At 37.4% G+C, this 24,941-nt stretch carries 14 protein-coding genes; 3 read left to right on the plus strand and 11 right to left on the minus strand.

The features are described from left to right. Positions 1-217, plus strand: a 217-nt coding sequence (locus CJD36_RS23530; RefSeq protein ID WP_205685658.1) for a hypothetical protein, incomplete at its 5' end; no start/stop codon positions are given. A 203-nt stretch (positions 218-420) separates the two neighbouring features. Here the strand turns inward: CJD36_RS23530 and CJD36_RS20155 are convergent. After that, positions 421-759 carry a two-component regulator propeller domain-containing protein gene (locus CJD36_RS20155; protein ID WP_105041018.1) on the minus strand — a complete coding sequence of 113 codons (339 nt, stop codon included), beginning with the start codon at positions 757-759 and terminating at the stop codon, positions 421-423. Between the two features lie 17 nt (positions 760-776). Next, positions 777-1,055: a two-component regulator propeller domain-containing protein gene (locus tag CJD36_RS20160; RefSeq protein ID WP_161499398.1), complete on the minus strand. Its 279-nt coding sequence runs from the start codon at positions 1,053-1,055 to the stop codon at positions 777-779. Between the two features lie 686 nt (positions 1,056-1,741). On the opposite strand from CJD36_RS20160, the gene CJD36_RS20165 reads away from it, so the two are divergent. After that, the gene (locus CJD36_RS20165) at positions 1,742-4,519 is read left to right on the plus strand and encodes a COR domain-containing protein (RefSeq protein WP_105041123.1); all 2,778 of its coding nucleotides are present in this window, start codon (positions 1,742-1,744) and stop codon (positions 4,517-4,519) included. Positions 4,520-5,113: 594 nt separating this feature from the next. On the opposite strand, the gene CJD36_RS20170 is transcribed toward CJD36_RS20165, so the two are convergent. The 3 genes from CJD36_RS20170 to CJD36_RS20180 all read right to left on the minus strand — a co-directional run bounded on the left by CJD36_RS20170 (position 5,114) and on the right by CJD36_RS20180 (position 18,173). After that, a complete protein-coding gene (locus CJD36_RS20170) occupies positions 5,114-5,863 on the minus strand; it encodes a hypothetical protein (RefSeq protein ID WP_105041020.1) in 750 nt (249 codons plus the stop codon). A gap of 29 nt (positions 5,864-5,892) precedes the next feature. Continuing rightward, entirely contained in the window at positions 5,893-6,249 is a 357-nt protein-coding gene (locus CJD36_RS20175; RefSeq protein WP_105041021.1) for a hypothetical protein, read from the minus strand. Positions 6,250-6,551: 302 nt separating this feature from the next. Then, positions 6,552-18,173 (minus strand): T9SS type A sorting domain-containing protein, encoded by an 11,622-nt coding sequence (locus CJD36_RS20180; RefSeq protein ID WP_133162734.1) that lies wholly within the window; start codon positions 18,171-18,173, stop codon positions 6,552-6,554. A 386-nt stretch (positions 18,174-18,559) separates the two neighbouring features. Here CJD36_RS20180 and CJD36_RS20185 point away from each other — a divergent pair, with 386 nt between their 5' ends. After that, positions 18,560-18,904, plus strand: a complete 345-nt coding sequence (locus CJD36_RS20185; RefSeq protein ID WP_133162735.1) for a hypothetical protein — start codon at positions 18,560-18,562, stop codon at positions 18,902-18,904. Positions 18,905-19,084: 180 nt separating this feature from the next. Here the strand turns inward: CJD36_RS20185 and CJD36_RS20190 are convergent, their stop codons facing one another. From CJD36_RS20190 to CJD36_RS20215, 6 genes are all read right to left on the minus strand, one after another. Continuing rightward, the gene (locus CJD36_RS20190; RefSeq protein ID WP_105041024.1) at positions 19,085-19,603 is read right to left on the minus strand and encodes a hypothetical protein; all 519 of its coding nucleotides are present in this window, start codon (positions 19,601-19,603) and stop codon (positions 19,085-19,087) included. A 280-nt stretch (positions 19,604-19,883) separates the two neighbouring features. Then, complete coding sequence (locus tag CJD36_RS20195; RefSeq protein ID WP_105041025.1) at positions 19,884-20,126, minus strand: hypothetical protein; 243 nt, start codon at positions 20,124-20,126, stop codon at positions 19,884-19,886. An 862-nt stretch (positions 20,127-20,988) separates the two neighbouring features. Further along, on the minus strand, positions 20,989-21,756 hold the full coding sequence (locus tag CJD36_RS20200; RefSeq protein ID WP_105041026.1) for a fibrobacter succinogenes major paralogous domain-containing protein: 768 nt from the start codon (positions 21,754-21,756) through the stop codon (positions 20,989-20,991). A 47-nt stretch (positions 21,757-21,803) separates the two neighbouring features. Next, positions 21,804-23,207 carry a DUF1566 domain-containing protein gene (locus tag CJD36_RS20205; RefSeq protein ID WP_105041027.1) on the minus strand — a complete coding sequence of 468 codons (1,404 nt, stop codon included), beginning with the start codon at positions 23,205-23,207 and terminating at the stop codon, positions 21,804-21,806. 39 nt (positions 23,208-23,246) lie between these two features. Further along, positions 23,247-23,981 (minus strand): hypothetical protein, encoded by a 735-nt coding sequence (locus CJD36_RS20210; RefSeq protein ID WP_105041028.1) that lies wholly within the window; start codon positions 23,979-23,981, stop codon positions 23,247-23,249. Between the two features lie 2 nt (positions 23,982-23,983). After that, complete coding sequence (locus CJD36_RS20215) at positions 23,984-24,940, minus strand: hypothetical protein (protein WP_105041029.1); 957 nt, start codon at positions 24,938-24,940, stop codon at positions 23,984-23,986. Between the last annotated feature and the right edge of the window lies 1 nt (position 24,941).

Genomic DNA, 24,941 nt, shown 5'->3' on the forward strand with positions numbered 1-24,941 from the left:
TAGCAGCGATTTTGAGGACTCCCATCCTGTAAATATAATCGGTTACAGACTGTTCGTGTATGATATTTTGAATAATGAGCGAGCCCCGTTCTTCCGGATGTCCGAAGGGCTAGGAAGTCAAAATAAATTCCAAATAAATAACAAAAACACTTTATTGAACTGGTGTTCGACAGCTCCCTTGATTACCATGACAACAGTTATCGAACCGCTTATTTGATTAATACCTTCGCGCCTAAAGCCGCGTCGGTAAAGGAAAAGGGGCTACTCGCCACGAGCAGCCCCATCAATATTCGAGCAATTTTGCTCTAAGTGCCCCTAACTGACAAAACTTCGAACCAGATAAAAAATTTCTTTTATGAAATACATTCTTACGCAAGGGTATTAGTTAGTAAATACAAACAACAACAGAAGAAATGATGGTTACAATTTAAATTTCGAAAATTTCCTTCCATCAAATTGATAAACTCCGGCTCCATCCGTCCCAAACCATAGAATATCGTTTTTATCTCTATAAATTGCCCAGATTAGGTCAGTCCCAAGCCCATCCTTAGTTGTGTAGTTAGTCAAACGTTTACCATCAAACATCCAGACACCTGCGTCAATAGTCCCTATCCAAAGATCTCCTTTTTTATCTTCTGCTATTGTCCATACACGAGCGAGAGTACCTTCTTTACTTTCAAAATTTTTGATGAAATTTGAATTTTCAAGATTTTGTTGCTTTGTTACATTAACTAACGCTCCACTATCATATCGAAACAAGCCATAACCGTTGTTACCTATCCAAATTGTTCCATTTTGTCCTCAAAAATAGAGCGAACCGGAACACCTAATTCGTTATTTTTAATCCAAGTGTATTCTTTCCCATCATATTTACAAACACCTGCAGTGCATGTCCCGAACCATATATTACCACGCCGGTCTTTTAACGTACTGTAAATATCGTATTGAAAGCGAGAGTTTTTATTTTCATCCTTAATGTATGAGGTGTGCGGTAGTGCAATTTTTACAAGATATTTTCCGTCATAGTAATGATCAATTAGTAACTGGTCTTTCATGAAGTCGTAATTTATTGGCCTCGAACTCATTTCACCTTCTTGCTGCACAATAAATTGTTTTCCATTAAAATAACAAACTCCCTTCTCAGTTTTAAACCAAATATCTCCATTGTTTGCTTCCTGAACATTCCAAACGATGTTGCAGCAAATACCATGTTTGTCGGTAAATTGCCTGAGAGATTTTCCACTGTACAGAACAGGAGGTCAAAAATGGCTTTGTAAAGATTCCCAAATGAGTTTGTATGTAGGACTGACATGGTGCTCTAACCAGCTGAGCATATAGTGCCCTTTATTGAACAAAGTCAATATAGTTTATAAGAATCAATAAGGAAATAAAAACAATAAAAATTATCCCTTACGGAGTATTCTTTCCCATCCGCCACAATTGGGTATAAGATCCATGATACCTGACTATTACTGAGGCTTTAATGGTCCTGTGGTTCTTTGTTGCCCCGTATTCCTCGTAGCAAAGAATGTAATGAAAACCAAAATGGACTAACAATATATTTTACAAAAAAATAGATCTCAATTCCATCACTTTACAACAAATAGAAAAAGTCCAGAATAAATTCAATAACTGACACAAAAAAAAGAAAAATTTCACTTCACGAGCTAAATTATTAGATTTACATAAGTTGCATTTGCCGCTTGCACTTGAGTCACTTAGCATAAAACACTTACAGAACATGAAACAACACATTAAAGAAAAACTAGAGGGTTTAAAATCTAATACCAAGAACGTACAGCTTACATCTGGTCGACTAAAAGAAGTTCCAATAGAACTTAATATTTGTACCGAAATCAGGTATTTAGATTTATTTGGCAACTCTATTGATGAAATTCCTGACTGGTTCTATCGTTTTAAGAAATTAGAGCACCTAAGTCTACGAAATAATACACTTAAAGAACTACCTACAATTGTATTTACTCTCGAGAATATTAAATACCTAAACTTATCGGATAATCAAATACATGAAATAACGGGGCATTACTTTAGAAATTTGATGAGTATTGAAAAAGTTGATATTAGTTACAACCAAATAACATCAATTCCTTCAGAAAAAATAACATATTCGAAATGCAACAGTTTAAATATAAAAGGCAATAAATTACAAAAATTTCCAACTGCAGTAAGTGAAATTCATACTCTTGAGAAATTAGATTTGTCTGAAAACAATATTAATTCAATAGAGGATGATGCCTTTGAAGGACTTGAGAATTTGATAGAACTCGATTTAAGTTTCAATAAGCTCCAATATTTACCAAGTAGTATCGGTCAATTAAAAAAGCTTAAAAGGCTGAATTTAAGTGGAAATGAGATTAGTTCTTTGCCAAAGGAATTTGAAAATCTTACCTCCTTGGAGTTTCTGGATTTCAATAATAATCCGATAGGAAGAGTACCAGTGGAAATTTCTTCACAGGGTGTTTCAGGAATCATAAACTACTATCTATCGCTTGGTGATAATGTACAATTATTCGAAGCAAAGTTGCTGATAGTCGGACAAGGCAACGTTGGAAAAACCTATCTGATGAATCGCTTGATACATGACTCGATACCCGAAACCCAAACTACAGAAGGGATTGATATAAAAACATGGACGATTCAAACGCAGTCATCATCTGACTTCAGAGTCAATATTTGGGACTTTGGAGGACAGGAGATATATCATTCAACTCACCAATTTTTTCTAACAAACAGATCTCTTTACTTGCTAATCTGGGAAGCAAGAACAGATCAACATCTTATTAGCTTTGATTATTGGCTTAATGTTATTCGTCTTTTGAGTAGCAACTCCCCAGTAATAATTGTGCTAAATAAAATTGATGAAAGACTTGCCAACATTGATGAAAAATCACTCAAGGCAAAGTTCAAAAACATAGTTTCTTTCCATCAAGTCAGTGCAAGTAGTGGTAAAAATATTGACTTGCTCACAACAAAAATTAGAGCGGAAATTGATTCATTGCCCCTTATTGGTGACAAGCTTCCCAAAGTATGGTTGGAAATAAGGACAATACTAGAAACTCAAGAGTCAAACTATATTTCAGCTGAACAATATTTAAACATTTGTAACCAGCACGGTTTGTCAAATAAGCGAGCACTTTTTTTAAGTCAATACTTTCATGATCTTGGTGTTTTTCTTCATTTTCAAGATGACAATTTCTTAAGAAATATACTTTTTTTAAAACCGGAATGGGCAACAAATGCAGTATATAAAATACTTGACTCAAAAGCTGTTATAGCTCGGAACGGTGAATTTGACTCTGACATGTTAGACTCTATACTTGAAGGATTTGAGCGTGACAAGCGTCCCTACATAGTTACACTCATGAAGAAGTTCGAGTTATGTTTCGAGGTTGAAAGAAACTTGTTTCTAATACCAGAGTTACTTCAGCCAGAAAAAGTTGAATTTGATTGGGATTACAAAGATAATTTGCGTTTTGAGTACCAATATGACTTTATGCCTGCGGGTATAATGGCTCGCTTTATTGTTAGAACAAGAAATTTGGTATACGATAAAACCTTCTGGAAGAATGGGGTAATTATTCAAAGAGAAAATACAAGGGCATTAGTTACGGTCGACCAATATTCTCGAAAGCTTTATATCTGGATTCATGGCAATAATGCATCTTTTTTACTTGAGATTATCAGGAAAGAATTGAATGACATACATCAATCTTTGAATTATCCTGATGTTCCTGAGAAAATCCCATGTAATTGTCAAGAATGCATTAATTCAAAGACCCCCCATCTCTTTAACTATGCATTTGTTAAAAGAGTAGGGTTTGAAAATACTTTCAGAACTATACCGTGTGAAGTGAGTGCTACAGGAGTAAATGTTCATAAACTTCTTGGGTTATATCGAATTGATAGTCCTGAGCCTGATAATAATCCCATATACTCACTTGATAAAATCCTAAATGATCTTATTGAAGTTGGATCACGAATTCTTGAACGAAAGTTTCAAAAGAAGATTGAAGACCTAATTAATGATGACATTGTTGATTTATTAAGAACCAAAGGGCATAATATTTCAGACCAAACGAGATCTGGGACTTCTGGTAATGGAAAAGGAGCTGGTGAATTAGACATTATGATTAGGATGAGCAATGGAATCCCAGTTACCATTATTGAATGTTTCAGACTCGAAAGTTGTGGCCCCAAAAATACAGTAATTGCAGATCACCTTATAAAACTACTTTCAAAATATGACACACATGAGCTTAAGCGTAAATTTATAATTGTGTTTGGTGAGGCAGAACGGTTTGACAATTTATGGACCAACTATACTCAATACATCAAAGATCTGAATTCTAATAATAATTATGGAGATGACTATCCTCTCTCGGGCTTTAGCGTGAGAGACGACCTCCATAGCTTTGCAAATATGAAAGTGGGTTTTTCAAGACATGAAAACAATGGCGAAATTGTTGAGGTTGTGCACGTGATGATAAATATGAAATAAGTAGCCTTATTTACTTTGCATTTCTAGCATAGCCCTGTGAGTAGGCCAGGTCGTGTTTATATATTTAACCGGTTTGCCTCGGGCATTATGGTACAAATTTGACCTTAGCAACATTGTATTAGACCGCATAGGATCTTGATGTAAGTGTATCTGAATTACTCATAATTAACAGCAGTTGCATTAACTTGTAGCTGCTTTCTTATTTTTGTTCAATTCTTGGTCGCAACAGCCGTTGCTTTAGTCGCATTGTACTGTATTGTTTGGCTTTTATAATGTTGCGCTACTCTATGTAGCTGGGCTCGATTTGACCTCAAGATGAGCTTAGAATGTTTATTGGTGGAAGACATGGTGCATCAAACCAGCTGAGCATTAACGGAGTAAGTTCCGTATAGGACCTGACGGCTTGCGCTGTAATATCAATATTGATATAAATGGGTAGGTAAGTTTCGAAAAAAAAATCCCAATGTATCACTACATTGGGGTTTCTATTTATTCAATGTATTAAGCTGCTTGTTTATTCTTAACTAAGTAAACTACTCGCTCAGTATCTGCATCAGTTAGAGGTTTTACCCCACCTAACAATCCTTCAAAGTTCTAGTCATCTGTCATTAAAAGAATAGTTGCACTATCCGTCCACTCATCGTAAGAATCAACTTCTTTAATTCGAAGGATTTTCTTAGTATTTAAGTCATTATTAACGAAATAACCGACTACTGTTTTTGCCTTATAGGGTGCCAAAGATGTCTCACATTTCCATGAGATAATGTATTGCTGGTTAGGTGTATAATTCCCCATTGGCAAAATTACCCCTTGTCTTCCTCCGGGCCAAGAATAAATAGTTGATAAATCCACATCGATATTATTTATTGTCACATTAACAAATTTCACAAAGGGGCTTGAGCCGATGGGAGCCCATCCGAGATATAAAGAAAGCTGTGGTTTTAACCCATCGATTGAAAAGTTTCCCTCCCATGGTTTCTCATCATAAATTTTGAAAACACTTTGATTTGCATTAGGTAGATTCAAATTAGTCACATAGTTCTGAAATTCTTTACAACTTCCCGAATCAAAAACATATCGAGTAATCGCATCACCTACAATTATTTCAAGTAGGTTGTCTTGTTCATTGCATGACGATGTCAAAAGTACCTTAACCTTTATGTATTGGCCAAGGTGCATTAGGAAAATCAATCCATTTGTCACGGTAGATTTTGAACATTGACTAATTACGTATTCTTCATTAAGGTAGGACATCCGTCCACTTCTGAATTTGTCATTAATTACAATTTTGAATTCATAGGTCGTACCTAAATGATCTATTACGCTTGCAGAATAATCTTTCATGGTTTAATTTTTACTTTAGTTTTAAGTTATTATAAAGGTTGTTCAGTCACGCCTTTGAGGAAAATAGTCATTAAATATGCATCGTGATTAATATTTTGAATTGTTCCTTTAGGGAAAAATTGATGATAAATGTGATCAATAAAAGCACTAATACGACGCATTTCCCCAAAATCATTAAACTTTAATAAAATAACTTCTTCTCTTCTTGGTCCATCAACAGATGTTGTAAATTGCATAACGACAGACCGATCCATAGATTGAAATTTAAATTGAAAATCTATAGCATAAACAACAGTATCATCGTATAACTCTTTCAAAAGTGCTTCCTTATTTTCTAACAATTTGAAATTGCTAAATTTATCATTATCAATTAAAATGTTTTCCATATTGTTTATTGTTTAAATAATTAAAAGAAATTAAATTACATATATTGATACTCGAGTAAAATTGTAAACTCGCTATCCGTTTCGACTGCCTTTAGTGTCGGCTAAAGGGGGGCACTTTTTTCTTACTATCAAAAAATGCAAAATATAGCTTCAGATAAAGTTACAGTAACAATCAGAAATATGTCAAACTAAGATCTAATTCTGAAAATTCTTCTTGAATAATAATCCAATGTCCTTTCCACTTGTCATTAGAAGCAGTGCTAAAAATACAATTTTAGTTTTCATCTCTATTCGATTTGATACTATAGTTGAACAATAATTTTATCTGCAACTTGACCATGTGCTGTTACAATCGACAGGATATATACCCCTGTTTCATTGAGGTCAACGCTTATGGTACTGTTTGTTTTGATTTCCCTCTTCAATAACTCCCGGCCTAAAAAATCTGTTACAATTAACTGTCCATTTTCTGTAAAGTCCGATGTCAACTTCACATTAAATCGTCCATTGTTTGGGTTGGGTGATATTTCCATTTTACCGACCTTGCCTGAAGTAATGTCATTAACTATTGTTGGCACTCTTAAATAGGTCTTCTGCATACAATCCTTATAGGTGGTGATGACCCAATAGTACTTGTTTGTAAAGTCAGGATTCTCATTATAATAGTTCTGATTAGTTTCACCAACCAAAAGAGATGAATCTAATGTACCCACGTCGTCATAACCCCACTGATAGGTCCACTCAGGATTAAACAAGCATACAAAATCAGGATGGTGATAGATCACTTCAGGTGACATTGACGTGTAATCGCCTACAAGTACTACAAACGAGTCCCTCGTTTTACAGGTATATCCAGTGTATGATGAAGAAAGAGTTACCCAGGTAAAGCCCGGATACTTAAAGTTAACCAGACAATATTGGTCGTCAATACCGGTAGCCCATACTTCTGCACCATTTGCTGTCCAGGTATATTTTATTCCTGATGGAGGAATTGAAGCAGCACCAAAATTCTGGTACATTGTTCCTGTACACAAATATGATGGAGACATAGTAGTGATCCTCGGCGGAGCAGGTGCTTGGGTTTCAACAAGTACATTTACATTTTGAGTCGAAGTACAACCAGCTGCAGATAGAGTAAATGTATACACTACAAATATACCAGCACTGGTAGAATTGGTAAGACTCTCAGATATATAATTAGTCCCAGTACCCACTGAAGGTAATATACCTAAAACACTTGCTCGTGACCATATGAAAGATGTTAGTGGCGTAGCACTACTGGCAAGATAATTTATAGGGACATCTGAACATGTAGTGATGTTCAAGCTACTATTCATTGCCGGAATAGGATTGATAATAACTGAAACGGCCTGAGTGTTGCTGCAACCTAAAGAAGTTACAGTGACATTATATATTACACTCGTTGGTAGAGCCCCATTTAGAACAAGTGTTTCATTAATACTATCAACACCATAACCTGCAACATTCACAATGAGCGGAACTACTGCCCTACTCCATGAATAACTGGCACCAGGACTGGCACTAGTCGGCAAATAATTAAATGGCGAACCGCTACATACACCTGCAGGATTCAAAGTGCTACTTAAAGAAGGAATAGGATTGACAGTAACATAGAATATGGCAGTATCGTATCCGCATGTATTTGACACTACATATCTGACAATTGCTGTACCGGCATTAATACCATCTACCCTAACACTGTCCGAGCCTAATCCAGATGTATTGATATTGATTACTCCACTTGATGCAACAATGCTCCAGCTTCCACCCTGGACTATACTATGTAGTATACTTGAAGAACCTGCACAAATGCTACTTGGACCAGATATTGACCCGGCATAAGGAAGCTGTTTAACAATGACGGTATCAGTTACATCTGCAACTCCACATACGTTTGTTACAGTGTAGTGAATTACAACATTCCCAAATGATAGCCCGTGCAAGACACCAGTTGAGTTAATCGTTGCAATGCTTAAATTACTGCTGCTCCATATACCGCCAATCGCAGTATCACTCAACAAAATATTAGAACCGATACATACGTCAGGCAGCCCTGTAATATTGCCGGCAACGGGCAAAGCAATCACCGCGAGAGACTTGTGAACTGTATCTGATCCGCAGGTATTTGTAATTACGTACTGAATTGTGTCTGTCCCAGGCAGTATGCCGCTGACCAGACCTGCAGTATTAATTACAGCATCAGTATTGGTCATCAGCCAGGTTCCACCAGGAGTAATATCTGCCACAGTAACAGTAGAGCCAACACAAACATATGCAGGGCCAGTAATGCTATCAATCACGGGTATTCGATCAATAAAGACTTCTAATGAATTTGTGTCACTACCACAGATATTGGATAGTATGTAAACTGCTGTATCTAATCCATAAGAAATACCTGTCAAAGCTCCTGAGCTATTAATTGCAGCATGGTTATTCTTAACTGACCAGATACCCCCTGATACAGAATCCAAAAGTATCGTCGTTGCAAATTGGCATACCAATTGACTTCCTGTAATAGACGAGCCATTAGGTATAGAAAGCACGTGAACCATTACGCTATCTGAAGAAAAACAATTATTTATTCCTGCAGTTACTTTATAATATCCTGAGTCTGACAACGAAACTGGAACTATTGCTGTGTTTTGAAACGTTGACGTGTAACCTCCTGGACCACTCCATACAAATGAAACCCCTATCGTAGTATCTGTTGAGCTCAAATTCAATATTGAACCTAGGCAGACAGGTGAGTTAGTTGTCAAATGTGGAATGGCAGGATTAGGGGGATCAACTAGTAATCCTGTAACGTAATTTGAAGTACATCCACCTAATGAGACACTAATGTTTGTATAGGTACCCGCAGTTAAGCTATCAAGAAGTAAATTACCAACTGCATCAGAAGTTTTTACTGTTACGTGAGGAATACCATTTTTAAGATAATTGACGTTATAAGTGATCGAGCTCCCAACTCCCATTATCTTTATGGCACCACTTATGCCGTTACATGTTACTGGATGTATTAGTTGTACACCACTAATAATAAACAGGTTATTTACTGTAACCGTAGCTGTTCTATAGCACCCTGAGGACAATGTGTAAGAAATTGTTGAACTGCCTACTGCTCTTGCATATACTAAACCAGTACTGCTTATGGTTGCAACTGAAGTATCGCTACTGCTCCACACCCCACCTGAAACACTATCTGTCAGCTGAGATGTAGTACCGAGACACAATCCTGTTGAACCTATAATAGGTTGAGGTAACGGATTTACTAGGACAGAAATATGACTACTGCATGCAGACAAGTTAGAGAGTGTAATTGTGAGTATTCCAGGAGTGACTGGAGTAACAACATACATTACAGCACCTGAAGAGTCTGTAAGCACTACTGGTGAATTCACACATGCTGTTGGACTACCAAAAATAGGAACCGGCAAAGGATTGACTTTGATCAGATCAACAACCTGGCAACCTGTGCTAGAAATTGTATAGACAATAGTATCAATTCCTGAATGGACACCAAAAACTAATCCTGAAGTACTAACAGTTGCAATTGAGAGATTGGCACTACTCCATATGCCACCCGGCGTTGTATTTGCCAATCCAACATTTGCCCCAACGCATACGGAATCAGTACCTGTTATTGCATTGGGCAACGGGTTTACTAATAACATAGTTGTTATAAGACAACCCGTTGGTAAAGTATAAGTGATCGTATCTATCCCAGTTGATAATGCAGATACAAGACCAACAGGACTAATTGACGCAACTAAAATGTTACTGGTGCTCCAACTACCGCCAACTGAAATATCTGAGAGTAAAGATGTCAATCCAAAACAAACTGTAGTATCACCGGTTATAACTGCAGGAGTTGGATTAACTGTAATTACAAAGCTAACAGGACTACCAATACATCCATTTGCAGATGGAGCTACAGTGATCGTAGATGTAGCTACAACGGGACTGGTATTAATTGCGGAAAATGAGCCTATATTCCCTATACCATTGGACGATAATCCTATGCTATTGTTACTATTACTCCAGTTATAGGTTGTACCGCTAACTAACGAACCTCCGAAAATAATTGCGGCGGTACTAAGTTGATTACATACGCTTTGATCTGACACCGCGGCTACTGAGGGTGTAGGATTGACCGTAATATTGAAGCTATTAGATAGACCGTTGCACCCATTTGCATATGGAGTTATGTTTATAGTTGCGATAACAGCGGTAATTCCACCATTTAAAGCAGTAAATGCAGGTATATTACCAACACCAGTTGCAACAATTCCTATACTAGTGTCGCTGTTGATCCAATTGTAAACAGTTCCCGAAACAGAACCTCCAAATATAGTAGATGCTACAAAATCAGAATTACATACAGTTTGACTAGGTACAGAAAAAACATTTGGAGTAGGATTTACAGTGATATTGAAATTTTGAGAATTACCTGTACAACCATTCGCAGCTAAAGTAACTGTAATTGTAGAAGTAACAGCAACCGTACCTGTATTATTAGTTACAAAGGATGAGATATTGCCGGTTCCTGAGTTAGCTAATCCCATACCAGAAGTACTATTGACCCAGCTATAACTGGCTCCACTTACCGACCCACCAAATACTACTGATGTGGTCGCGCCTCCATTGCATATTGTCTGCCCAGAAACCGGAGAAACAAAAGGTGTGGGTTTAACATCAATTGTAAAAGTAGTTGTGCTTCCATTACAAAGATTAGCTGTAGGTGTGACAGTAATGATAGCTGAAACAACTGTACTTCCGGCATTTATTGCTGAAAATGGAGCTATTGACCCAGCCCCTGTTGAAGCAAGACCTATCGATGGGGCGTTGTTTGCCCAGCTATAGGATGTTCCCGCAACATTACTATTGAATGATACTAATGTGGTTGAGAATCCATTACAAATAGACTGACCTGAAACTGGGGAAATAATTGGAGTTGGGTTTACAGTTATGGTGAAATTTTGCGCGGGACCATTACAACTATTTGCAAATGGAGTAACGGTAATAGTTGAAATGGTACTTGTTGTCCCAACATTTACCACTGGGAAGGAAAGGATGTTACCAATACCAGATGCTGCAAGACCGATACTTCCATTGTTGTTTGCCCAATTGTAAACAGTGCCAACTACACTACCGCCAAATAATACTGTTGCTGCCGAAGCTCCATTACATATTATTTGATTTGAAACTGGATTTACATCCGGAGTTGGCTTGATAGATATTGTAAAGACTTGAGCAGCACCAATACACCCATTAACCGATGGAGTTACAGTAACTGTTGACACAGAAGTAGCAGTTGTGGTGTTGATACCAGTAAATGCAGCCATGTTACCTGTACCTGCTGTTGGCAACCCAATAGATGGGTTGCTATTTACCCAATTATAGACTGTACCTGTAACACCTCCACTAAAAATAATGGCAGTAGTCGCCGCTCCATTACAAACAGATTGACTTGTCAATGGCAGTAAATCAGGGGTGGGATTTACGGTTATCGTAAAATTAACAGGACTACCACTGCAGAGATCTGCAACTGGAGTGACCGTAATAGTAGAAACATTTGCAACGTTCCCAGAATTCGATCCGACAAATGGCAATATATCACCAGATCCTGTTGCTGGAATACCTGTAGTGTTATTGCTATTAGTCCAATTATAAACAGTAGAAAATCCACTTATTGGAGACCCTGTAAATGACACTAGAGTCGTAGTTGAGCTATTGCATATCGTCTGGCTTGCAACAGAAATTACAGTTGGAGATGGTTTTACATTTAAGCTAAAACTCTGAGGTGATCCAACACAACTATTGGCAACAGGGGTTACAATTACTGTTGATGTTACGGCTACGCTACTGCTATTTATTCCTGTAAATGATGCGATATTACCTGTTCCTGATGACGCTAATCCAATACTGCTATTGCTATTAGACCAATTGTAGTTTGTACCACTTACTGTTCCATTAAATACTATTGTTGCAGTATTGGTGTTATTGCATACTGTTTGTCCTGGCACACTCAATACGGTTGGTGTTGGTTTTACTGTGATAGTAAAATGCTGAGAACCACCAATGCAACCGTTACCTACAGGAGTAACCGTAATTGTGGAGGCAATTGCCGAACTTGTCAGATTGCTGGCAGTAAATGCCCCTATGCTATCACTTCCAAAAGAAGACAGCCCGATGGTTGCATCACTGTTTATCCAGTTATATATAGTAGAAGATCCACTAACCGAAGTTCCATTAAAAATAACAGAGGATGTCAAGTTGTTATTACATACTGATTGATTTGAAATAGGGAGAACCGTAGGAGCTGGTTTAACAGTAATTGTAAGATTTTGGCTTGTACCAACACATGTATTAGCAACTGGTGTTACTGTGATAGTTGATGTTACTGCCACGCTACCTGTGTTAATCACAATAAATGAAGCAATATCTCCCGACCCAGTCGTTGCAAGACCAATACTGCTATTACTATTTGACCAATTGTAAACTGTACCGCTTACATTGCCACTGAGTGCAATTGCAGTATCAAAGGTTCCATTACAAACAATCTGACTAGTAACAGGTATTACCGTTGGAGTCGGATTTACCACTACAGAAACTGTTTGCGGCAAACCACTACATCCATTTGCATATGGTGTTACAGTAATCGTTGAAGTAACTGGTGTCGATGTCGTGTTAACAGAGACAAACGATGCAATGTTACCTGTACCAATAGTAGCAAGACCAATACTTGCATTACTATTGATCCAGTTATATGTCGTTGAAAATCCAGTAACAGGAGATCCAGTAAACACTATTGTTGAAGTTGACGCATTATTACAAGTTGTCTGCCCCGCGATTGGGAATATTGTTGGAGATGGTTTAGCAGTGATAGTGAAAATCTGAGTGCCTCCATTACATCCGTCAGCAACGGGCGTCACCGTAACAGTTGACACAATTAGCGTACTACCTGTATTTAGAGCAGTAAACGTACTTATATCTCCGGCTCCTGATCCTGGTAAACCAGTACTGCTGTTGTTATTGATCCAATTATAGGTAGTTGAAAAACCACTGATAGCTACGCCACTAAACAAAATGGGCGTACTAGATTGTGTGTTACATAATGTTTGACTGGCAATAGGCAGTAAAGTTGGTGATGGTTTTACTGTTATTGTAAAAAAGTCAGCAATACCTATACAGCTGTTAGCCGAAGGTGTAACGGATACTATTGCCGTTGCTGAGACAGTACCCGTGTTAATAGCTGTGAAAGATCCAATATTCCCTGTCCCAGTTGTAGTAATCCCAATTGTACTATTACTATTTGTCCAACTGTACAACGTACCTGAAACAGCACCTGCAAAAGTTGCTGAAGTCAATGTATTATTACATACAATCTGGTCGGAAATATGATTTACGGTTGGTGTAGGCTTAACTGTTAATGTAAACGTCTGTGGAGCTCCTGTACAACTATTAGCAACCGGTGTAACTGTAATGGTAGTAGTTATTGCTACACTTCCATTATTGATTGCAGTAAAAGAGCCTATATCGCCTGTTCCAGTAGTTGCAAGGCCAATGCTGCTATTACTATTTGACCAATTGTAAACAGTCCCACCAACGCCTCCTGTAAAAGTAATTGGTGTAGTTGATGCATTATTGCATACTGCTTGATTCACGACTGCAGATACTGTAGTTGTTGGCGCAACCGTAATTGTAAAGATCTGTGAAGAACCAATACATCCATTTGCAGTAGGTGTAACAGTAATTGACGAAAATGTGATTGTACTACCAGAGTTCACCGCAATGAACGATCCAATACTACCTGTCCCAGATGTAGCTAAGCCTATACTACTATTAGTATTTACCCAACTGTAGGTTGTACCACTTACAACACTTGAGAAGGAAATGGACACAGCAGCACCATTACATACAGCCAGGTTAGATAATGAGGTGATAGTCGGTGTTGGTTTAACAGTTACGTTAAAGGAACTGGATGATCCATTACATCCATTTGCCACAGGGGTAACTGTTACAGTGGAAGTGATGGCAACAGTTCCTGTATTAATAGCAGTAAAAGAACCAATATCTCCTGAGCCTGTACTAGCAATACCGATGCTATTGTTACTATTCACCCAGTTATAAGTTGTTGGTACTCCGATAATTGGTGATCCCCCAAATATGATTGGCGTGCTCAACGAAGTATTACATAGGATTTGGTTTGTAGTAGTATTAACTGTTGGCGCAGGATTGATTGTTATAGTAAAACTATCTAGAGTACCAATACAACTACCAACAGATGGTGCAACGATAATATTCGAGGTGACAGCAACACTACTGCTATTCAAACCGGTAAATGACGAAATATTTCCAGTTCCATTGGCACTTAACCCGATTCCTGCATTACTATTAGTCCAGGTATAACTAGCACCAGGCACCGAACCAGAAAAATTGATGGGTGAAGTACCTGTATTTTTACAAATTGCCTGATCCGCAACTGGATTAATCGAAGGTGTGGGAGTTACATTGATAGTAAAGTTACTTGAAGTCCCAATACAACCGTTGAACACTGGTGTTACAGTTATAGTTGCCGTTACGGTAACGCTGGTGCTGTTAATGCCTGTGAATGAGGCAATATTGCCTGTACCGGTAGATGCCAAGCCGATACTACTGTTGCTATTTGCCCAGTTGTAAGTTGTACCGGCCACAGATCCATTAAATATAATTGGAGAGGTAAAAGTATTGTAACAAAGAGTTTGATTTGAAATTGGCGATACAGTTGGTGAAGGGTTTACTGTGTAATTGAAACTTATTGAACTGCCTGCACAACCATTTGCAGCCGGAGTAATAGTTATTGTGGATGTTACCGCAACAGCAGATCCATTGTTAGCTGTAAATGAACCAATACTACCCGTACCTGAAGTAGCCAAGCCGATACTACTGTTACTATTCGACCATGTGTAAGTTACTGGTACTACAGAACTAGTAAATGTAGTTGGCGCAGTTAGTGCATGATTGCACACCGACTGATTCAAGACAGGTGATAATATCGGTGTAGGTTTAACTGAAATGGTAAAAGATTGTTGGATACCTGCGCATCCATTAGCATTTGGAGTAACCGTAATCGTTGAAGTAACAACTGTAACACCAGAATTTATTGAAGTAAAAGAAGCAATATTTCCATTTCCTGATGAGGCAATACCAATTGTAGTATCAGATGAAGCCCAACTATAAGTAGTGCCCGCAACCGGACCAGAAAAAGAAGTCAACGAAGTCATGCTTCCATTACACAAAATTTGATTAGATGTTACGGATAAACTTGGTCGAGGATTGACTGTTATTGAAAATATTTGCTGAGGCCCACTACAACTGTTAGCTACTGGAGTTACAGTAACCACTGAAACTAATGGAACATTGGTTGCATTTGTAGCAAGATATGACCCTATATCACCCGACCCGGATACGCCAAGCCCAATAGCACTGTTACTGTTGATCCAATTATAGGTAGTTGGACTACCACTTACAGCAACACCATTAAATGATATTAAAGTCGATGTAGAGCCGGAACATATTATTTGATTGGGAATAGGAGTAACTGTAGGTGAAGGTTTGACAGTTATCGTGAAAGACATTGGAATGCCGGTGCATCCATTAGAAAAAGGAGTAACTGTAACTGTAGATGTTACAGCAACACTACTTGAATTCAATGCGGTAAATGACGGTATATTTACTGCACCCGATAAAGCCAGTCCTATGCTACTATTACTATTTGTCCAACTGTATGTAGCGCCAGCAACTGATCCGGTGAATGTAATTGCTACGGAAGATGTGTTATTACAGACTACCTGGCTAGATATTGCATTAACTGTTGGAACTGGATTTACAACAACAGTCCTATTTGTAGTATTAGCACATCCGTTACCTCCAACCGCTGTTACCGTGTAGATAGTAGTTGCGGTAGCATTAGAGACTACTACCCCACCGGTAGAAGCAGATAGCCCTGTAAATGGAGTCCAAGTATAACTGATACCACCCGACGCGGTTAGTGTGATGTTTTGTCCGCTACATATTATAGCAGGTGCTGGTGTGATGCTGATTGTTGGCAATGAATCAACTACAATTGTTGTAACGGATGTATCAGCGCATAAATTACCATCCTTACCCGTTACTGTGTAAGTTGTTGTAACTGTCGGATGCGCATTAACTGACGTACCTGTAGTTGTGGTTAAACCTGTTGTTGGAAGCCATGAATATGTAGTTCCGCCTGTTGCCGTCAGAGTTGTATTCTGACCACTACAGATTGTCGTAGGTGGTGATGCCATTGTAACAGTTGGCAAAGAATTAACTGTAACTATCTTAGTTGCAGTACTTATGCAACCATTGATATTATTTCCTGTAACAGTATAAGTAGTTGTTGTCGTTGGAGAAGCAACGACAGACACTCCAGTACTAGAGCTCAGAGTTGTTACTGGTATCCAGGAATAGCTTATTCCACCACTGGCAGTCAAAGTGCGAGTGCTACCAACGCAAACAGAGGCGAACGTAGGAGAAATAGAAATAATTGGAAGTGCATTGATAGTAATTGTAATTGTAGTAAAGCATGTGGTAGGAAGCGTATATGTAATTGTTACTGTACCTGAAGCAAGTCCTGTTAGTTTCCCAGTAGTGGCATTAATAGTTGCTGTTGACGGGCTGTTACAAGTCCAAATTCCTCCAGAATCAATATCGGTTAATGTTACAGAAGAACCTACACAAAGAGCAGGCGGACTAGAGATCGGGTTGGGAAGGGAGTTTGTTATAACTTGATAATCTACTTCACAACCACCTCCTAATGAATAAGTAAAGCTGACATGATTAATGCCAATATGAGTTCCAGTGTAGGTTTCCCAAGGATCATTATTTAGTGAATCTCTTACAGTGATAGGATTGCCATAACATGTACTGAATGACCCAAGATGTAAACTATCAGGATGAACTGAAACGACTCTAGTTACGAAACAACCTGTAACGGGATATATGTAAGATATAATAGCAGCACCTGTATCGAGCCCAGTAATATATGCTGTAGAAGGATCTATAGTAGCTATAGAAGGACTTCCGCTGCTCCAAATTCCTCCAGTACTGGTTTCCAATAAATGAATTTGATGTCCAATGCAAGTGACAGCAGCCGTTGTTAAATATACCTGAATATCTGCTGGTCGAGGATTTACTGTAATTGCACTAATTGCTGTATTGCTGCAATTATTTGTATCAGAGCCGGTAACCAAATATAATTGGGTTGCGCTAGGACTAGCCACAACAGATGATCCAGTAGATGTATTTAAACCTGAGACGGGATTCCATGAATAACTTGTTCCGCCAACTGCAGTTAAAACAGCACTATTGCCATTACAGATAGTATCTAACGATGGAGTAACGGATATTACAGGTAATGGCTTAATTGTAACTTTAATAGAATCTCTTGCACTTTCACATCCACTTATTGTTTGCGAGACATAGTACTTTGTTTCTCCGACTAGCGCAGTTGAAGGGATTGGTGTTACTGATGAGCCTACCCCTCCTGTTGCAGAAGTATACCATTGTAAAGATGCACCTGTTGCTACTAATGCAGAATCAGGTCCATTATTGCAATATTGAATAGGTGAAAGTACAATTGGTGTGGACGGTTGAAAAATTGTAGCGACTATTGTGATTATTGCAGAATCAGTTCCATCATAGATCTTGATCTTGAAGGTGTCTGTACCCGTGAAACCGATGACAGGTGAATAAGCAACCGTATGTGACGGGGCCATTGCAAGACCTGAAGAACTCAAAGTGTCATCTAAGCCTGTAATGCTACCATGGGTAGGCAACCTAAAAATAGATATAACCTCAACTTGCCCGGTATCTAGATCGTTGAATTGCAATAGAGCATTCAAGCTATTATTTAGTGAGTTTTTACATACAGTTATAGTTTGTGGTGAAATAGAAACAAAGCTAGGTGGGTTATTGGCTCTTAATTTGCTAGAAATGAACAATAAAACTAAAAGAAAAGCATAAGAGTTTTTCATAGAGATAGTATAAAATTTTAATTGAGGATAAAAGTACAATTAATAAATATAATTTCAGCACAATGAAGCGATTATTGGATTACACATAAAATAATATTAATTTTATTTTATAAATCTAAGTTCAACTCTTCTGTTTAGCTTTTTTATAAAATTTTATTGTCCTTATTTCATCAGTAACCATAGTAATATATTGTGTATATTCCCTTTTGGAAGGCATTACATCACTCTATAATCAAATTCTTAAAATGAGCTTAATGGGAGACGTAATAAATAAGGAATATTACCATATTCAACGAACAACACGTATCAGCAATTTTGAAGTTGTGCCCAATTTAGAAAAATGGCAGACGGATAATGAGATAAATTTTGGAGAAATATATAATTCTCTACGTGATAGGATTTTTCAAATAAATTTTGATGTAACAAAGGAATTAGAACTTTTGTCACGCCTGAGCAGATCTTCAGCGTTTGATTTTTATAAAAATCAGGTTCAGTCTGACTTTTTTCATAATGGCTTTTTGCTTAAATACTTACAACTACTTAGAGAAACTGTGCTCGAAGTAGATTTTTCTTTAAAAATTCAGTCTTACCAAGTATAATACTATGTTTCTCTTAAAAGATTGATGGAGATATATTAAGTGTATGCAAGAGAAATTCCAGTTACAAGAATAATTCAAAATATGGAGCCAAACGTACACAACTCTCATCAATTCATATAACGATTTTAAAAGTGCCAATATTGACCCAATTTGTAATGGTAATTTTTTACTGAAAAAATCTTAGTCCCCCCTCTTAAAGTACGTGGTTATCCTTAGCATATCAGTTTCTCCATTTAGCACGGCATCAAGATTCACTACTTCTGCATCATTAATACGCAAAGTCCTATGTTTGAATGTAAAGATTTGGTCGTGAACAAAAATGCGGTATGTATCAAAAACTATGGTAAGGTCATTGATAGGTTCACCATTTCTTTCCTTCAAATTAGTTATTGCTTCGGCATCAAATTTGCCCTCTAAGTAAGAAGTAAAATCCAATTGCATCTCGGAATTACAACTGATTGCATAAAGTAATCGAACCAACTGAAAAGTATCATCCGTGATTTCATCAATTGATATGAATCTTACTTGATAGTACTTTTCTATCTCTGATAACATTTTGAAATAATTGAAGTATTGCTCAATCCCCCTCGATTTTTTGATGTTAGAGTTTATTCCACCGGGATATTTTTTGCCGTTTTGCAAAAAGATGCTGAACGGATTCCCCTCAGCTATGTACTTTAATAAAGTAAAAGCTTCCAATTCATCTTTAGGGTTACCATAAGGCTAGAACGTAATCTTATCTCGCAACGTACAAAGAAAGTCTTGTCTCGCAAACGTGCAGAGGGAATAGTTTTATGACGTCCCAAGGAATACGTTCAACTAAGGTGAAGCTTTCCGGTCAATTGGAACGACCTAATGTGCAAAACGTTTCAGCAGATCGAAAAGGGGACAAAGGGATTCGAACCAATAATTCTAAAGTGACAACATTTTAAAGATATTTCCCTTTCGTTTCTAATTACTTTGTACTTTTGAAAATAGTTCATTGAATGATAGTGTGCCATTCCGATTTAAAGTGAAATCGTTTCACCGCTTCTTCACCAAATATTTGCGACCACGCTAAAACATAGTATTCATAGGCCTTCCAGCCAATCCATTCTATTCCTGGCAATACCAAAGGATTGATAGGAATTTTATTTAGACTTCTTATCTCTTTATCATCAGTCAGACTTTCAAAATGGTTCTTTGAAAGTAGCAAATAGTCATATGCCTTCTTAAAATCCACATTATTATACTTTTCATCACTAAATAAACAGACATTGAATAGTTCAATTCAATATCATTTGGAGACTTACGTATGGCTTTATTGAGTTTCTTGGACGCCTTAGTATATTTTTTTTTCTATCAGCTTCAGGTATTTGTTTTGGCTAAAAGATATGTGGCTACTTTTGATCAGAGCCAACACAAGAATCAATTTGATGTAGTTTATAGTGTGATTTGGAAACGGTAAGGGTAAAATTTCGAAAGGATTAAACGGAAAACAATCAAACTCGACGCAGAAAAGTAATAAATTAATCGAAAGTATTTTAAGCAGTATTTGATATCCAGCTAAATCACCTGTAAAGTTACTTTAAGAAATGGGAGTTTACGGGAGTAAACGGCAGTTTACTCCCGTAAAATGAAGGACATTTCTTTACAAAAATTTGCCCCTAAATTGTTCATTAGATTTAAAGTAACTTTAAAAGTACTCATTAATCAATTCACTATTGAAGTCATAGTTCTGCAAAGAATCGCATATCACATACCAACTATTCTACTTACAAATTTAGTTTTTTATTCCTCAATCTTATTGCCACGCCTTTACAGATTCATAAATACTGTATAAATCCTCATTATGGAAATTTGGCTAAAAAACATGCTATGTTCGAGTCTGGACGGGGGCTTTAGTTATTGTATGAAATGAACTGAATTATACTCCAATGAACACTTATAGTCACTTCGGAGATTTTCAAAAAGACGGTAAATGTCCATATGAGTCCACAGTAATACAAAGCTGTTTAACGATTCTCTACGGTAGCTCTACGGCAAGATATTTTTGCACTTACAAATAATCCCAAATCCATTTCACAAAGCGACCATATTCCAAATTAATCCTTTATACATCGAACAGAATACCCACTCTTATATGAACTATATAATTTAATATACGTTATAGAATTAAGAATCGGCGTCATTCTATACACTTTGGTGGTCATAATTTTCCGATCAACGTTCGAAGTCCAAAAAAAACATTGCCCTTTTGTACGCATGCCACCCAGTAAATAGGACGCAGGCAAAGCAGAAAAACCGCTTACGTTTGTGCCATTTCCGTCATCCTCCCATCCTGTTGTATCTTTCAACTTTTTACCAGCGATATTTTCCCCTCCTAAATATTCTATGAGCTCAAGCCACTCATCTTCAGTAGGAATGTGCCACCCTTTTGGTGCTAAACCTCTTGGATCTATTACCGCGCCGCCACTATAGATACATCCGAGTTGCTCAATATTCTCAGACTCCAAATTAAGATTTGCCCAGGCTGACTTCATTTCAAAATTTGAGTCAACAAGCTTTCCATTCCAATCATTATCAGATTTTGCTTCGTTTATTGAGTCCCCGTTTCTAAACCTTGTCACATTTAAGTTTTCAGCCATCCAAATTTGATTTCCAATTTTCACAGATTTATATAAAACTCCATCAGCTTTCTTTGTTGGCTCCGCTTTTTTAATTTTCTCAATTGTCACCCCTTTTTTTGCTGTTGTTGCTTCGTTTCTTTTAGGTGAATTTACATGCTGCACCTGTGCACCGATGCAAAAATTGCAAAACAGTATTATTAAAAAAAAAGTTGCATTATTGCGTTTAGCATCTATTATTGTCATCACATCATAATATTTATTGAATTGAAAGGAAATTTGTCTTTACATCCTTAAAAAGAACGAACTGCCCGAGTACTACAGTTGCATATGTCAAAACGAATTTTAAATGATTCGCCATTGTCAAAATCGATAGCTGTATGATTATTCGCGCTCCAATAACCCAAATGAACCAGATTAGCATCCATTATGGGAATTCCTATTGCAACATGTTGACTATTTTTCTTTGTTATTGTGTTAAAACCACCAATGTCATCTTTCCCCAAATTTTGATACACAAGTTTCAATTCTTTAACAGATGGCAACCTCCAATCGTGGTACCCACCCATTCCAAGTTCATCGCACTCCTTTTTTGCAACGTCCCATTTCATTGCCGGATCAATATCTGTGATAGCTGCAACTAAACCATGCCCGTTTTCCTCGTAAATAACAACCCCTCCGTTTTTTATAAGGGAGTGTATACCTCTGGGCTTAACAACGTATCCGCTTATATGCTCAATTTGTTGAAGCGTTTTAGGATCGTCCCACATAAATGTCGCGGCTTTTTGTCCTGAGGCTAATAACGTAATACTCCCTGGGTGAGCAACCTTATAAAAGTGAATTTCTCCATTTCCATAAGTCTCAACGTCCGAGACAACCTTAAAAGACCTTATATACCCCTCTATACAATAATTAAAATTTGTCAGTGCTAGAGATGACGCAAGTGTCCTTAAGTAAATTTTTTTGCTCTGTCCTTTATACGTTATTTCATATTGAAAATATAGCTTCTTAAGCTCTGCATATGTCTGCACTTCTTCTCTCGTTAAGCTTATTGCCTTTAATGTTTTAAAAAGATATTCTGAGCAGACATCAATATTCTTATTCGTAGTTGCAGTCACAACTATTGGTATGTTCCAGTTTTTACCTTCTTTGTCTATAATACTCGATGCCTTGGATTCACTTGTTTTAATTTCATAGTCGTAAGCCGTTTGCATGGGTTCATGTAGCAACATTAATAGATCAACAATAGATTTGAATTCACCTTGTTCATTTAGAAGTTGCTGTTTTATATTCATCGCAAAAACTGCTCCATTAAATTCAACGGCAATCCCCTTCGCCTGCACAAAACTAGATAGCTTACTTACAGAAACAACAGCTTTTAGCATCACACCCCAGGTACCATCTGGCAACTGAGAAGCATTCAACACATCGAACGATTGTATGTTGCCGCTGGCAACAGAACTGATTTGATCCGCTACTACCTTATCGTTTAATATCTCCGTTTTCGACGATATAAATGCACCAAATGTCTGCTCTATTGCAGACCGAAGAGCCGATTGTTTTGCCTCATCTTGTGTTTTACCGCTGCCGCTCACGGTAAGGGTTACCACTTTATCTTTTTCCTGCGCCAGTGCACACGAAAAGGTCGTTAGGATCAATAATAATGCGAGGGAGGCTCTTTTCAGACGAAAAATCATATCATAAACTTGCTTTAGTGTGTATGTAAAAACGGCCAGCTATTTTTTTAGCTCTTTATAAAAAAAATATACCTTTTTGCTATCGAGGTCAAATTTCACGAGGTTTTCCAATCCATCAACAAACCCCATAGATTGTTCCCTGATCATTTCAGATGCATTGTCTTTCTTGCGTCCACTTGTGGTAATGATCATATCTGAGCTTATAGTTGACCCGTTGAAAAAAATACTCGCCTGAGATTTTGCTTTTATTTGAGCTACTCTATCCATCATAGCCGCAGATGCATATTTCTTATTCTCCAGGGTTACTCCCGAGATTAAATAACTGGAATTGGGGGTAGTAATTAGCTTTGCTCCATCAAACGGCTGCTGCTTATAAGTAATTACAACAAATTCAGAGAGGGGCTGACATAAAAATAAAAACGTTGTTTTTTTCTTCCCCTGGTCGGGCATTGCAACAAGCATCTCCAATTTTATACATGGCTCTGCAAAAGTACTCCTGGCCGATTCCTCGGCTTTGTGTTCTGCAGTAGTAAGTTGTTTTTCGGAAGATGGCTCCTTACTTTCATCTGGCAGGGTAATGGCAACCACATAATATTTTCTGTCCTCGCCTTCTATTAATTTTGCACCTTCAAAAGAGGAAGCCAGATACATTCTCTTAACATAGTTGGTCACTACAACCTTTTCATCATTAAATGACTGAGAATAGCAATGAATATTGACGAACAGTAAACAAATTATTACTAGAAAACGTGCGGTCATTTTATTTTGTTTCATGCTTATTTCCAATAAATATTGTTGTAAACTTTCGTACCGGGCTGCCTGTTGAAATAAGCTACAGCTATATTTTCGTACGCAATAATTTGTTCTTTTTCCAACGATAATTCTTCAACATGATTCTTTTGGGCAAGTAGTTTTTTCTCTCTCTCGTCTACTGTTGTCTTTTTCAGTATTTTTTCAGAAAAGGCCCTAACCTCATTAAAGCAGGAGGAAGACGGGCTTATTGAAGATAAATTCTCCTCAATAAGCAAAGCTGTTTCTTGATTAGGACTTGCTGCCCATTTATTCTTTGCTTCCTGCAACTTTTGCTTACAATCAAAATCTATCTTCGACTTATAAACTGCTGGCAGCTTTTTAGCGGCTTTTATATAACACTCTTTACAAACATCGGGTATGAGTACCAACGTGTAAATTGCAGCGTCATACTTTTCTTGTTTTGCAAGCCCTTCAGCTTCTTTAATAATGAATTCGCATTGCGAATTGAAATAGGAAATTATCTTGTTCTTCCCTTCTTCCATCAAAACTGCTATCTCTTTGCTTTGATTATTCAGGTTTATTATGGCGTCAATGAATGCTTTGTCCTCATTGGTTCCCACCCCTTTGGTCTTAATGGTTATATCAGAAAAACGCATGGCTGTATATGCATCGCCGATAGAAATGGTGATTTCCAGATTTTGGGCCAGCATTTGTGGTGGACCGGAAATGAAATCCTTAGTACCCACATTTACATTTGCTGTTATGACAAATCTGGGGTTTATGGAATTTCCCCCAACACCATAGTGGGTGGCTATTTGTGTCAATTTATCTTCCAGCATTTTTTTCGCTTCCTTGGGTATCGATATATTTGCAGGCAGATATGTATTTAAAACTATCCGGTTAAATCCATTTGATTTTGTTTGTCCATTGCTTACGCCACATGCCAATACAAGTACCAAGATTGATATAATTTTTTTCATT

The organism is Flavipsychrobacter stenotrophus, assembly GCF_002954265.1.
GTDB classification, from domain to species: domain Bacteria; phylum Bacteroidota; class Bacteroidia; order Chitinophagales; family Chitinophagaceae; genus Flavipsychrobacter; species Flavipsychrobacter stenotrophus.